This is a genomic window from Mycobacterium sp. 852002-51163_SCH5372311, assembly GCF_001667115.1.
GTDB lineage: Bacteria > Actinomycetota > Actinomycetes > Mycobacteriales > Mycobacteriaceae > Mycobacterium.
The window spans coordinates 1-11,888 of sequence record NZ_LZIJ01000020.1 but is presented as its reverse complement, the minus strand read 5'-3'; the positions used below and the strand labels follow the sequence as shown (position 1 = coordinate 11,888).

General features: G+C 66.4%; 12 protein-coding genes and 1 pseudogene. 11 read left to right on the top strand and 2 right to left on the bottom strand.

What is annotated here, in order from left to right; all coding sequences use genetic code 11:
* Positions 1-9 precede the first annotated feature (9 nt).
* The 6 genes from A5791_RS02265 (at position 10) to A5791_RS02240 (ending at position 5,730) form a co-directional block, all read left to right on the top strand.
* Positions 10-489, top strand: a complete 480-nt coding sequence (locus A5791_RS02265; RefSeq protein WP_067230345.1) for a hypothetical protein — start codon at positions 10-12, stop codon at positions 487-489.
* Between the two features lie 9 nt (positions 490-498).
* The gene (locus tag A5791_RS02260; protein WP_067230341.1) at positions 499-1,239 is read left to right on the top strand and encodes a gluconate 2-dehydrogenase subunit 3 family protein; all 741 of its coding nucleotides are present in this window, start codon (positions 499-501) and stop codon (positions 1,237-1,239) included.
* The gene (locus A5791_RS02255) at positions 1,232-2,935 is read left to right on the top strand and encodes a GMC family oxidoreductase (RefSeq protein WP_067230337.1); all 1,704 of its coding nucleotides are present in this window, start codon (positions 1,232-1,234) and stop codon (positions 2,933-2,935) included. Before A5791_RS02260 ends, A5791_RS02255 begins: the two co-directional genes overlap by 8 nt.
* Before the next feature lie 9 nt (positions 2,936-2,944).
* Positions 2,945-3,781 carry an enoyl-CoA hydratase/isomerase family protein gene (locus A5791_RS02250; protein ID WP_067230332.1) on the top strand — a complete coding sequence of 279 codons (837 nt, stop codon included), beginning with the start codon at positions 2,945-2,947 and terminating at the stop codon, positions 3,779-3,781.
* 103 nt (positions 3,782-3,884) lie between these two features.
* Positions 3,885-4,421 (top strand): DUF3000 domain-containing protein, encoded by a 537-nt coding sequence (locus A5791_RS02245; RefSeq protein WP_067230329.1) that lies wholly within the window; start codon positions 3,885-3,887, stop codon positions 4,419-4,421.
* Between the two features lies 1 nt (position 4,422).
* Positions 4,423-5,730, top strand: a complete 1,308-nt coding sequence (locus tag A5791_RS02240) for a ribonuclease D (protein WP_067230324.1) — start codon at positions 4,423-4,425, stop codon at positions 5,728-5,730.
* Here the strand turns inward: A5791_RS02240 and dxs are convergent.
* Positions 5,727-7,649 (bottom strand): 1-deoxy-D-xylulose-5-phosphate synthase, encoded by a 1,923-nt coding sequence (dxs, locus tag A5791_RS02235; RefSeq protein WP_067230321.1) that lies wholly within the window; start codon positions 7,647-7,649, stop codon positions 5,727-5,729. The genes A5791_RS02240 and dxs overlap by 4 nt on opposite strands.
* A gap of 67 nt (positions 7,650-7,716) precedes the next feature.
* On the opposite strand from dxs, the gene A5791_RS02230 reads away from it, so the two are divergent.
* Positions 7,717-8,160, top strand: a complete 444-nt coding sequence (locus tag A5791_RS02230; protein WP_067230317.1) for a CBS domain-containing protein — start codon at positions 7,717-7,719, stop codon at positions 8,158-8,160.
* A 22-nt stretch (positions 8,161-8,182) separates the two neighbouring features.
* Positions 8,183-9,471, top strand: a pseudogene (locus A5791_RS02225) (SLC13 family permease).
* A 41-nt stretch (positions 9,472-9,512) separates the two neighbouring features.
* Here the strand turns inward: A5791_RS02225 and A5791_RS02220 are convergent.
* A complete protein-coding gene (locus tag A5791_RS02220) occupies positions 9,513-9,818 on the bottom strand; it encodes a hypothetical protein (RefSeq protein WP_156660955.1) in 306 nt (101 codons plus the stop codon).
* 326 nt (positions 9,819-10,144) lie between these two features.
* On the opposite strand from A5791_RS02220, the gene A5791_RS02215 reads away from it, so the two are divergent.
* The 3 genes from A5791_RS02215 to A5791_RS02205 all read left to right on the top strand — a co-directional run bounded on the left by A5791_RS02215 (position 10,145) and on the right by A5791_RS02205 (position 11,747).
* The gene (locus A5791_RS02215) at positions 10,145-10,390 is read left to right on the top strand and encodes a hypothetical protein (protein WP_067230310.1); all 246 of its coding nucleotides are present in this window, start codon (positions 10,145-10,147) and stop codon (positions 10,388-10,390) included.
* 234 nt (positions 10,391-10,624) lie between these two features.
* Complete coding sequence (locus A5791_RS02210) at positions 10,625-11,293, top strand: response regulator transcription factor (protein ID WP_067230306.1); 669 nt, start codon at positions 10,625-10,627, stop codon at positions 11,291-11,293.
* Positions 11,294-11,372: 79 nt separating this feature from the next.
* Positions 11,373-11,747 carry a response regulator transcription factor gene (locus A5791_RS02205; RefSeq protein ID WP_231995771.1) on the top strand — a complete coding sequence of 125 codons (375 nt, stop codon included), beginning with the start codon at positions 11,373-11,375 and terminating at the stop codon, positions 11,745-11,747.
* Positions 11,748-11,888: the final 141 nt, after the last annotated feature.

Genomic DNA, 11,888 nt, shown 5'->3' with positions numbered 1-11,888 from the left:
AGACGTTCGATGTTGCTTATGGACAAGCCGGGAAGTGGCGCCAACACTGTTGAAGAGGTGGAGTACCTCGTCGATCGGGTGCTGCGGAACGTAGCCCATGGCCGCTTCGAGCGCTCGCTGTCGGGGTTGACCGCGTTCGCGGCGGTGGTGACGACCGCCGAGGTCTACCTGGAGCACTACAAGGCCAGCTTCGGCAACAAATGGATGTGGAGCCCCATCGTGGTCACCCCGCCAGTGGTGGTGGCGGGCGTGGGCGGCGTCTTTTCGAAGCGCTGGGCCAAGCGCTGGCTGCCGATCACCGCAGCCGTGTACGCGGCGAACGGGTTGATGGGTCAGTACTTCCATGCTCGCGGCGTGTCGCGTCGTCCCGGCGGCTGGGGAATGGCCAGCTACAACGTTCCGATGGGACCGCCCATCGCCGCACCCGGGCTGATGAGCGTTGTCGGGGGGATGGGCTTGCTGGCCGCCGTGCTGCGGCGGGAGAAGTGAGAGCCTGCGATGCCGGACATTCCCAGCGGCGAGCATCTGCCCCACTTGAGGCGGAACGGACGGCCGTTGCATCCGTCATGGTTGCCCCGCCAGCGTCGCGGCACCACGCCGCAGATGATCGGCCGCTATCCGGACTATGACGTGCTGGCCACCGTCGACAGCTGGGACGACGCAACCAAGAAAGTGGTGCTGGCCCGGCTCGAGAAGCCCGGGCCGCTGCGTTTTTTCGACGCGTCGCACGAGCCGACCCTGCGGGCGTTCTGCGACACCGTGCTCGCTCAGGATTCTGATCCCCGCATTCCCGTCGCCGAGTTCGTCGACGCCAAGCTCGCCGACGGCAAGCTCGACGGCTATCAATACGCCGACATGCCTGACGACCGCGACACCTGGCGGCTGGTGCTGGCGGGTCTGGATGAGACAGCCCGGGCGACCTCGGGTGCTGAGTCGTTTGCCGCCGCCGACCTGGACAGCCGGGAATCGATCATCGGGCAGTTCGCCGACGGAAAGCTGTCCGGCGGCAGCTGGGAGCGCTTGAACGTCTCGCGGGCCTGGTCGGTGGTGATGCGGATGGCGCTCAGCGCGTTCTACAGCCATCCATGGGCATGGAACGAGATCGGCTTCGGCGGCCCCGCCTATCCCCGCGGTTTCATGCGGCTGGGCGGCGTGGGCAGCCGGGAACCCTTCGAAAGCCCGGGCGCAACCGACGAGGACCCGGTCAAAGCCGTGAATGAGGACGACATCGATGGGTGACTTCTGGCGCGGCCTGCTCAAGGGCGCAGTGGGGCCGCGGGACAACGACTCCCGGTTCCTGCTCGACGTGCACTCGCGCGACTTGCCCGGCGAGGCCACCATGCGTCGCTACTCCGACGACGAGGAAGTCGACCTCGTCGTCGTGGGCGCCGGTGCGGGCGGTTCGGTGCTGGCCCAGCGACTGGCGCGGGCCGGCTGGCGAATCGTGATACTCGAGGCCGGCCCGTTTTGGCACCCCGACGAGGACTGGGTCTCCGACGAAGCCGGCTCACACGCCCTGTACTGGACACAGAAGCGGATCATCGGCGGCTCCGACCCAATCGAGTTGGGCAAGAACAACTCCGGCCGCGGCGTGGGCGGATCGATGGTGCACTACGCCGGTTACACGCCGCGGTTTCACCCCAGCGACTTCGAAACCTTCACCCGGGACGGCGTCGGCGCCGACTGGCCGATCAGCTACGCCGACCTGCGCTCGCACTACCAGCGCTTGGAGCAAGAGCTGCCGGTGGCAGGTCAAGACTGGCCGTGGGGCGATCCGCATCGCTACCCCTTCGCGCCGCATCCGGTGACCGGAGCAGCCATGCGGCTGTGGGAAGGCGCCATCAAACTCGGCATCGAGATGCGCGTCGGCCCAGTGGGAATCGTCAACGGCACCTTCGGCAACCGGCCGCACTGCATCTACCGCGGGTATTGCCTGCAGGGCTGCAAGGTCAACGCCAAGGCCAGCCCGTTCGTCACGCACCTGCCCGACGCGCTGGCCCACGGCGTCGAGATCCGGGCGAACTGCATGGCCAGCCGCGTCGAACTGGACGAGGCCGGAAATGCTTGCGGGGTGGTCTATTTCGACGAGCATGGAGAAAAGGAGCGCCGCCAGCGTGCCAAAGTGGTTGCGATAGCCTGCTATTCAATCGAGACTCCGCGGCTTCTGCTCAACTCCACAAGCGCCAGATTCCCGCACGGCTTGTGCAACAACGACGACCAGGTCGGCCGATATGTGATGGTGCAGGGCGCATCCCAGACCGCGGGCCGCTGGCCGGAGGAACTGCGGATGTACAAGGCGCCGCCGCCGGAGGTGTCGTCGGAGCAGTACTACGAAACCGATCCACAGCGTGGTTTCGCCCGCGGCTTTTCCATCCAGACCGTCTCGCCAATGCCCATCGGCTGGGCCGAACACGTCCTGGCCGACGGGCATTGGGGGGCTGCGCTGCGCGAATACATGCGGGACTACAACCACTGGGCCACCATCGGGGTGCTCAACGAGTTGCTTCCGCACCCGGACAACCGGGTGACCCTGGCCTCCGGAGCTGAAGCGACCGATCACTACGGAATTCCTGTCGCCCGTTTCGACTACACCCTGTCGGACAACGACAAGGCCAACATGGAGTACTCGACGAACGTGATCAAGAACATCCTGCAGGCCGCCGACGCGCAGGACATGTTGACCATCCAGCGATTCGCACACCTCATCGGTGGCGCCCGGATGGGTTCGGACCCGCAGACCAGCGTGGTCAACTCGGACCAGCGGACCTGGGCCGTACCCAACCTCTTCCTGGCCGACGGCTCGGTGTGTCCCACGCAGGGCAGCGCCAATCCGGCGCTGACCATCATGGCGTTGGCTTCCCGCCTGGCCGAACGCATTGTCCGCGGCGACATCAAAGCGGAGGCGGGCACCGCCGCTCGATCGGGGCGTGCGTAGCATCCACGTATGCCAGTGCGCCACGCTCCAGTGAGCTATGACGAATTCCCCAGTCTGCGAATCGAACCCGGCGATAACGGCGTGCTGACGCTGGTTCTCGACGCGCCGGGGCTGAATTCGGTGGGGCCGCAGATGCACCGTGACCTCGCCGACATCTGGCCGGTGATCGACCGCGATCCCAACGTCAAGGTGGTCCTGGTCCGCGGCGAAGGCAAGGCGTTTTCCTCCGGCGGCAGCTTCGACCTGATCGAGGAAACCATGGGCGACTACGAAGGCCGTGTCCGCATCATGCGCGAGGCCCGCGACTTGGTGCTCAACCTGGTGAACCTCGACAAACCGGTGGTGTCGGCCATCAGGGGCCCTGCCGTCGGCGCCGGTCTGGTGGTGGCCTTGCTCGCCGACATCTCGGTGGCCGGCCGCACCGCCAAGATCATCGACGGTCACACCAAGCTCGGGGTGGCGGCCGGCGACCACGCGGCGATTTGCTGGCCGCTGCTGGTCGGCATGGCCAAGGCCAAGTACTACCTGCTCACCTGCGAGACGCTGTCCGGCGAAGAAGCCGAACGCATCGGGCTGGTGTCCACCTGCGTCGACGACGACGACGTGCTGGCCACCGCGACACGGCTGGCCGAGAACCTGGCCAACGGGGCCCAACACGCGATCCGCTGGACCAAACACAGCCTCAACCACTGGTATCGCATGTTCGGGCCGGCTTTCGAAACGTCGCTCGGGCTGGAATTCATCGGGTTCGGCGGCCCCGACGTCCGCGAAGGGCTCGCCGCCCACCGCGAGAAGCGCCCCGCCCGGTTCGGGACCGACGGCCCCAGGAAAGAGACCCCCCACTAGCCCGAAAACGGCGCGCCTGTCGCGGCGTGTCGGGGGATGGGTCTACCGTCCATTTGTGACTTCCCCGGCTGAACCGGCCCCCTTCCGCGAAGCGGTGGCGGCCATGAACGCTGTCACCGTGCGGCCCGAAATCGAGCTCGGTCCCATTCGGCCGCCGCAGCGACTGGCTCCGTACAGCTACGCGCTGGGCGCCGAGGTCAAGCATCCCGACGTCGAGATCGTCCCCGAGCGATCCGAGGGCGACGCCTTCGGCCGGCTGATCCTGCTCTACGACCCGGACGGCTCCGACGCGTGGGACGGCACCATTCGCCTGGTCGCCTACATCCAGGCCGACCTGGACTCACACGAGGCGGTAGACCCCCTGCTGCCCGAGGTGGCCTGGAGCTGGCTGGTCGATGCGCTTGCGTCGCGCACCGAACAGGTCACCGCGCTGGGCGGCACCGTCACCGCCACCACGTCGGTGCGCTACGGCGACATTTCCGGACCGCCGCGCGCCCACCAGCTTGAACTGCGCGCGTCGTGGACGGCGACAACTCCCGACCTCGGCGCCCACGTCGAGGCGTTCTGCGAGGTCCTGGAGCACGCCGCGGGTATGCCGCCGACCGGGGTCACCGACCTGGGCTCGCGGTCACGCGCCTGACATGCGTCCCGAGCCGTCTCCGCCGGAGACTGATTCTTCGGGCGGCACCGAACCGGAACCTACCCCGCTACTGCATCCCGCCGACGGGCTACCGCACCTGTCGGTGACGGCCGGCGACATCGAGGCGGCCGCTACGCTCCTGGACCGCGGCCGCGGACCGTTTGCGGTGGACGCCGAGCGCGCGTCTGGCTTCCGCTACTCCAACCGGGCCTACCTGATTCAGATCCGGCGGGCCGATGCCGGCACCGTGCTCATCGACCCGGTCAGCCACGGCGGTGATCCGCTGACCGTGTTGCGTCCGGTGGCTGAGGTCCTGGGCCAGGACGAGTGGATTCTGCACTCCGCCGATCAGGATCTGCCCTGTCTGGCCGAGGTCGGCCTGCGGCCACCGGCGCTGTACGACACCGAGCTCGCCGGGCGCCTGGCCGGATTCGACCGGGTCAACCTGGCGACCATGGTCCACCGGCTGCTGGGCCTCGGCCTGGCCAAGGGCCACGGCGCTGCAGACTGGTCCAAGCGGCCGCTGCCCATCGAATGGCTCAATTACGCGGCACTCGACGTCGAACTGCTAATCGAGCTGCGGGGGGCCATCGCGGAAGTCCTGGCTCAGCAGCACAAAACTGACTGGGCCGCAGAGGAATTCGAATACCTACGCAGCTTCGAGGCACGGGAGGCCGAGCGGGAGGCGGCCGTCCGGCGGGACCGCTGGCGGCGAACGTCGGGGATCCACAAGGTACGTGACCCGCGCGGCTTGGCGGCGGTCCGTGAATTGTGGACGACGCGTGACCGGATCGCCCAGCGCCGCGACATTGCGCCGCGTCGCATCCTGCCTGACTCGGCCATCATCGACGCCGCCATCGCCGACCCGAAGACGGTCGAGGATCTCGTCGCCCTGCCGGTATTCGGCGGGCGCAACCAGCGCCGCAGCGCTGCAACGTGGTTGGCGGCGTTGCAGGCGGCCCGGGAGAGCCCGAATTCGCTGGACGAAGCCGAACCGGCCAACGGGCCGCCGCCGGCGGCGCGGTGGAGCAAACGGAAACCCGAGGCCGCGGCCAGGCTGGAGGCTGCCCGGGCGGCCCTGGCGGAAGTGTCACAGCGGGTCGGGGTGCCGGCCGAGAACCTGATCTTGCCTGACCTGGTGCGGCGGCTGTGCTGGGACTGGGAGACCATCTCGGCGAATGCCGGTGGTGCGGTCGAGGCCGTAGAGGAGCAATTGCGCCTCGGCCAGGCGCGGACCTGGCAGCGAAAGCTCGTGGTCCCCGCGCTGGCCGCGGCCCTGACCCAGACGCCTGCGGCCCCAGCAGGCTAGTCGAGTCGTTCGCTGATCGGCGCTTCGCCGGACTCCGTCGCCCTGGCGCCGAGTGCGGCGACCCAACCGGTGATCCGGCGGGCGACGTCCTGGTCGGTCAGTTCGAGATCGGCCAGCACCTCACCTCGCGACGCGTGCTCGAAGAACTCCTGCGGCAGTCCCACGTCGCGACACGGCACGTCGATCTCCGCGCGCCGCAGCGCGGCCGATACCGCGGCACCCACGCCACCGTTGACCCCGTTGTCCTCCAGCGTGACGAGCAGTTTGTGCTGTGCCGCCAGTTCGCCGACCGCGTCGGACACCGGTAACACCCAGCGTGGGTCGATCACCGTCACTCCGATTCCCTGGTTGTGCAGCCGTTTGGCCACCGCCAGCGCCATCGGCGCGAAGGCCCCCACCGCCACCAGCAGCACGTCGTGGTTCAAACCGCCGGCCGGCACCGCCAGCACATCCACGCCGGAGCGCCGTTCGATGGCCGGAACATCTTCGCCCACATCGCCTTTCGGGAACCGCAAAGCCGTCGGACCGTCGTGGATGTCCAGCGCCTCGCCGAGTTCCTCGCGCAAGCGGGTGGCGTCGCGCGGTGCGGCTACCCGCATACCGGGCACGATGCCGAGCATCGACAGGTCCCACATGCCGTTGTGGCTGGGGCCGTCCGAGCCGGTGATCCCGGCCCGGTCCAGCACCAGGGTGACCGGCAGCTTGTGCAGCGCCACGTCCATCATGATCTGGTCGAAAGCCCGGTTGAGGAACGTCGAGTAGATCGCGACCACCGGATGCAGACCGCCCATCGCCAGCCCGGCCGCCGACGTCATCGCGTGCTGCTCGGCGATGCCTACGTCGAACAATCGGTCCGGAAATTTCTTCCCGAACGCCGTCAGTCCGGTGGGGCCCGGCATGGCCGCGGTGATGGCGACAATGTCGCGGCGCTTCTTGCCGTAGGCGATCAGCGCGTCGGAGAAAGTCGCCGTCCACCCCGGGCCGGCGACCTTGGTGGCCAGGCCGGTTGCCGGGTCGATCACGCCGCACGAATGCATCTGTTCGGCCTCGTCGTCCTCGGCCGGCGGGTAGCCCATCCCCTTGCGCGTGACGACGTGCACGATCACCGGACGGCCGAAGCCGCGCGCCCTGCGCAGGGCCACCTCCACCGCGTGTTCGTCGTGGCCGTCCACCGGGCCGACGTACTTCAGCCCGAGATCGGTGAACAACAGTTGCGGCGACAGCGAGTCCTTGATCCCGGCTTTGACGCTGTGCAGGAAGTGGTAGACGACCTCGCCCACCAGCGGCACCGCGCGCACCGCGTCGCGGCCCTTCTCGAGCGCCTGTTCATAGGCCGGCTGCAGCCGGAGCGTCGCCAGATGGTCGGCCACCCCGCCGATCGTGGGTGCGTAGCTGCGGCCGTTGTCGTTGACCACGATGACGACCGGGCGGCGCGACGCCGCGATATTGTTCAGCGCCTCCCAGCACATGCCGCCGGTGAGGGCGCCGTCGCCGACCACCGCGACGACGTGCCGGTTGCGGTGTCCGGTCAACTCGAAAGCCTTGGCCAAGCCGTCGGCGTACGACAACGCCGCGCTGGCGTGGCTGGACTCCACCCAGTCGTGTTCGCTCTCGGCGCGCGACGGATAGCCGGACAGCCCGCCCTTTTTACGCAGGCTTTCGAAGTCCTGGCAGCGGCCGGTGAGCATCTTGTGCACGTAGGCCTGGTGACCCGTGTCGAAGACGATCGGATCGTGAGGTGAGTCGAATACCCGGTGCAGCGCCAGCGTTAGTTCGACGACACCGAGGTTCGGGCCCAGGTGCCCCCCCGTTGCGGCGACCTTGTGGATCAGGAATTGGCGAATCTCGGAAGCCAGGCCGCGCAATTGCCGCTGGGAAAGGTGCTGCAGATCAGCGGGCCCGCGGATCTGTTCCAGCATCCAGCCAGTCTACGCAGCGACGGGCGGATGCCGAACTCTCACAGATGCCGCGCCGTATTGTCTATCTATGCGCGCCGCGGAACTCGCCGAAGACTTCCCGGTCGTCACCGTCGACTCGGACGCCCTCGCCGCCGCCCGGCTGCTCGCCGAGCACCAATTACCGGGGATCGTGGTGACCGACAGCGCCGGTAAACCGTTCGCGGTGCTGCCGGCGTCCCAGGTGGTCAGGTTCCTGGTGCCTCGATATGTGCAAGACGATCCCTCGCTGGCCGGCGTGCTGAACGAATCCATGGCCGATCGCGCCGCCGACAAGCTGGGCTCCAAGACGGTTCGCGACGTGCTGCCCGAGAAGCTGGTCAAGCTACCGTCCGCGCACGCCGACGACACCATCATCGAGGTGGCGGCGATCATGGCCCAGCTGCGCAGCCCGCTGATCGCGGTGGTCAAGGACGACCGGCTGCTCGGCGTCATCACCGCATCCCACCTACTGGCGGCAGCGCTGAAACACTGAACTACGAAAACACTGAAAGCCAATGAACTACATAGCGATCGCCGTCTTCGTGATCGCCTATGCGCTGATCGCCGGCGACCGGATCAACAAGACGTTGGTGGCTCTGACGGGTGCGGCGATCGTGGTCGCCTTGCCGGTGATCAGGTCAGATGACGTCTTCTACTCCCGCGACACCGGGATCGATTGGGACGTAATCTTTTTGCTGCTCGGCATGATGATCATCGTCAGCGTGCTGCGCAAGACCGGCGTGTTCGAATACATCGCCATCTGGGCGGCCAAACGCGCCAAGGGCTCCCCGCTGCGCATCATGATCCTGCTGGTATTGGTCACCGCGATCGCGTCGGCGTTGCTGGACAACGTCACGACGGTGTTGTTGATCGCGCCGGTCACGCTGCTGGTCTGTGATCGACTGGCAATCAACCCCGCGCCGTTTCTGATGGCGGAGGTGTTCGCATCCAATATCGGCGGCGCGGCCACCCTGGTCGGCGATCCGCCGAATATCATCATCGGCAGCCGGGCGGGCTTGTCGTTCAACGACTTTCTGATCCACATGACGCCGACGTGATCGTCGTGCTGACTGTTTTCGTCGCGCTGTTGCCGCGCCTGTTCCCCGGCGCGTTCCACGTCGAACCGGAGCGGGTCGCCGACGTGATGTCGCTGGAGGAACGCGAAGCCATCCGCGATCCGCGGCTGCTCATCAAGTCCGGTGCTGTCCTGATGGCGGTCCTGATCGGATTCGTCGCGCATTCGGCGCTTCGCATGGAGCCCTCGGTCGTGGCGCTGCTGGGGGCCGGCATCCTCGTGGTGATCTCCGGGCTGGAGCACTCCGATTACCTATCCGGTGTCGAATGGGACACGCTGCTGTTCTTCACCGGGCTGTTCGTCATGGTGGGCGCCCTGGTGAAGACCGGCGTCGTGAACCAACTGGCGCGCATGGCCACCGAAGCTACCGGTGGCCATGCGCTGTTGACGACGATGTTGATCCTGGTGGTGTCCTTCGTGCTCAGCGGCGTCATCAACAACGTGCCCTACGCGGCGACGATGGCGCCGATCGTCGGCCAGCTGGTGCATTCGATGGCGGGCAGCCCGCACCCGCAGGTGCTGTGGTGGTCGCTAGTGCTGGGGACCGACCTCGGCGGCAATCTCACCGCCGTCGGCGCCAGCGCCAACGTCGTCATCCTGGGCATCGCCCGCCGAGCCGAAAGCCCGATCTCCTTTTGGGAATTCACCCGCAAGGGCGCCATCGTCGCGGCGATCTCCATCGGGATATCCGCGATCTATCTGTGGTTGCGGTATTTCGCGTTGGCCTGAATACCCTGAATCCCGTTGCGCCGCTGCTGGTTCCATTCAGGTCACAGCCGCTCCATCTCGCGGGCCATGCGGGCGTGCTCAAGGTACCTGTTGGACTGCGGGAGGTGTTGTTTCGGTGGCGGCAGGCGCAATGCGGCGCCGGCTGCGCGGATCGCGTCGAACAACCGGCGCGATTTCGATGCCGGCCGAGGCGACAGGGCCACCGCGGTACTGAACACAACCTCCTGCTCGGTGATGAGGACGGGCGCCTGAGACGCAACGTCTTCCACCACGATTGGCTCGACGTTTTCGATGACATCGGGTTTTGCGACGGGTGTCACGGCGGATGTCGTTGCTGGTTGCGGCATTTCACGCCTCCTTGTCGTGTCGGCTTGTCACACTCGGTGTGGACATGCCTTGGATGGCATGAAGTTTCGTCGGACAGCGCGGCAGCGGACCAGAGAGCACACACCACATTCGGCGGTGATATGCACCCCCGGGTGTGCACAGGTCGGAAAATGGTGCAGGCACCACCGTGTGCGCACCACCACAAATCGTGGTGCCGGCAGGCTGCCACGGACCTCGACTGGCGGCGACCATGGTTGTGCAGCTGCCGCAGCCGTAGGACCGAGATGGCGTCGCTGCGAGAGCCGATGTCACGTCAACGACAAGGACCTGTAAGGGACGACTTGCAATGCGCACTATCCGCGACCTGATGGTAAGGGTGTCGCCGGTGGCGATACGACCGCCGCGAAGAAGAGGAACGATCAACAAATCCACGCTCGTTTTGAGTACGGACGCCTCGGGCCGCACGCTGTGGGTAGATATCGGCTGGCAAGCCTGCGACGAACGATTGGTCACCATCGCCGAAGCCAATGCGCTCCGAATCGGCGCCTGCCGGCGATTCGACCGACTGGCGTTAATCCGGAGCAAACGTTGATGGTCCAGGTTCACCGCGCCTGCAGCAGGCTTGATATCTCCGATCGCGCGAACCGTCGGCCGTGGTCATCGAACCCAACCGCGGCGTGGCATGAAGAAATGCGGTAGTGGCATGCCATCGGTTTGTGCATTAGTCGAGCGAATTGGCGCCGATAGCCGGATAATTTCACCGTCGACGCCGACGACGTGGAGCGGCGACGGTGATCTTGAACGACCGGGAAAGGACGGCAGCAACATGAGCGGTCCGATCTCGGTCCTCATTGCCGAGGATTCCCTGTTGGTGCGAGACAGCGTTTCCCGGGCATTGTCGACCGACCCCGACGTCACTGTCGTCGGCGTTGCCGAAGACTACGACTCCACCGTCGAACTGATCGAGAAGCATCAACCGACGATGCTGTTCACCGACGTGCGGATGCCGCCGACATCGACCGATGAGGGCATCAGGTTGGCCAGGTGGATGCGCACCGCGCATCCGGCCACCGGGGTGATCGTGTTGTCGCAATACGCGGACCCGAGCTACGCGGCGGGCCTTCTGGACGGCGGTACCGCGGCCCGCGGATACCTGTTGAAGGAACGTATTTCGCATTTCGAGCAGCTCAGCGAGGCGGTGCACCAAGTCGCTGCCGGTGGCACGGTGCTCGATCCGCTGGTGGTGGAGGCGCTACTGGCCCAGCCGCGCTCCGCGGCAACCCTTAGCCGATTGACCCCCAGGGAACGCGAGGTGCTCGCCGAATTGGCGACCGGACTCAGCAATCGCACAGTGGCGCAACGGCTTGTGCTTTCGCAGCGGGCGGTGGAAAAGCACATAAATTCGATCTTTTCCAAGCTGGGCCTGACCGTCGACGACTCGGTTGACCGGCGGGTCAAGGCCGTACTGATGTTCCTCGAACACGTCTCGGCTTGAAACGGTGAGCGTCGACAGCCTTGCGAAGTGTGGTGTGTACACCATTGTCTGGGCCGGACAGGCTTCGCATAATGCCCAGGTGCGGGACGAGCGAGTGCCAGTCTGGGTCGTCGACGACCAGGCCAGTTTCCGTCTCGCTACCGCCGCCGCCGTGGCTGCCACCGAAGATTTCGTCATGGCCGGCGAATGCGAAACCGGCGAATCCGCGATCGAACTGCTTCGGGACCGCGATGCCGGGATCGTGCTGATGGACATCCACATGCCGGGGATGGGCGGCATCGAAGCCACGCGCCGCATCCGGGCGGCACACCCGGAGCTGATGGTCCTGCTGATGTCGACCTACGACCTCGAGGATCTTCCCGCCGGGGCGGCCGACTGCGGCGCGACGGCGTACCTGCACAAAGAGCACCTGAGTCCAGATCTGCTGACCCGGCTATGGCGAGCACCCCACTGAAACCGGCGGATCCGGCCACGTCGGTGCCCTACTGGCGGGTGCCGAAGGTTCTCCTTCTCGCGGCGGTCCGGTCGTCGTCCTGGTTGGGTCACGACCTCGTTTACCGCCTGAAGGCGGAACGCTTTCAGCTTTTCCTTGGTT

What these genes read in the sequence shown, in the direction of transcription:
- A5791_RS02215 (WP_067230310.1), top strand. Translation starts at nt 10,145, where the DNA reads ATGCGCACTATCCGCGACCTGATGGTAAGGGTGTCGCCGGTGGCGATA.
- A5791_RS02250 (WP_067230332.1), top strand. Translation starts at nt 2,945, where the DNA reads ATGCCAGTGCGCCACGCTCCAGTGAGCTATGACGAATTCCCCAGTCTG.
- A5791_RS02255 (WP_067230337.1), top strand. Translation starts at nt 1,232, where the DNA reads ATGGGTGACTTCTGGCGCGGCCTGCTCAAGGGCGCAGTGGGGCCGCGG.
- A5791_RS02240 (WP_067230324.1), top strand. Translation starts at nt 4,423, where the DNA reads ATGCGTCCCGAGCCGTCTCCGCCGGAGACTGATTCTTCGGGCGGCACC.
- dxs (WP_067230321.1), bottom strand. Translation starts at nt 7,649, where the DNA reads ATGCTGGAACAGATCCGCGGGCCCGCTGATCTGCAGCACCTTTCCCAG.
- A5791_RS02265 (WP_067230345.1), top strand. Translation starts at nt 10, where the DNA reads ATGTTGCTTATGGACAAGCCGGGAAGTGGCGCCAACACTGTTGAAGAG.
- A5791_RS02220 (WP_156660955.1), bottom strand. Translation starts at nt 9,818, where the DNA reads ATGCCGCAACCAGCAACGACATCCGCCGTGACACCCGTCGCAAAACCC.
- A5791_RS02245 (WP_067230329.1), top strand. Translation starts at nt 3,885, where the DNA reads ATGAACGCTGTCACCGTGCGGCCCGAAATCGAGCTCGGTCCCATTCGG.
- A5791_RS02210 (WP_067230306.1), top strand. Translation starts at nt 10,625, where the DNA reads ATGAGCGGTCCGATCTCGGTCCTCATTGCCGAGGATTCCCTGTTGGTG.
- A5791_RS02230 (WP_067230317.1), top strand. Translation starts at nt 7,717, where the DNA reads ATGCGCGCCGCGGAACTCGCCGAAGACTTCCCGGTCGTCACCGTCGAC.
- A5791_RS02260 (WP_067230341.1), top strand. Translation starts at nt 499, where the DNA reads ATGCCGGACATTCCCAGCGGCGAGCATCTGCCCCACTTGAGGCGGAAC.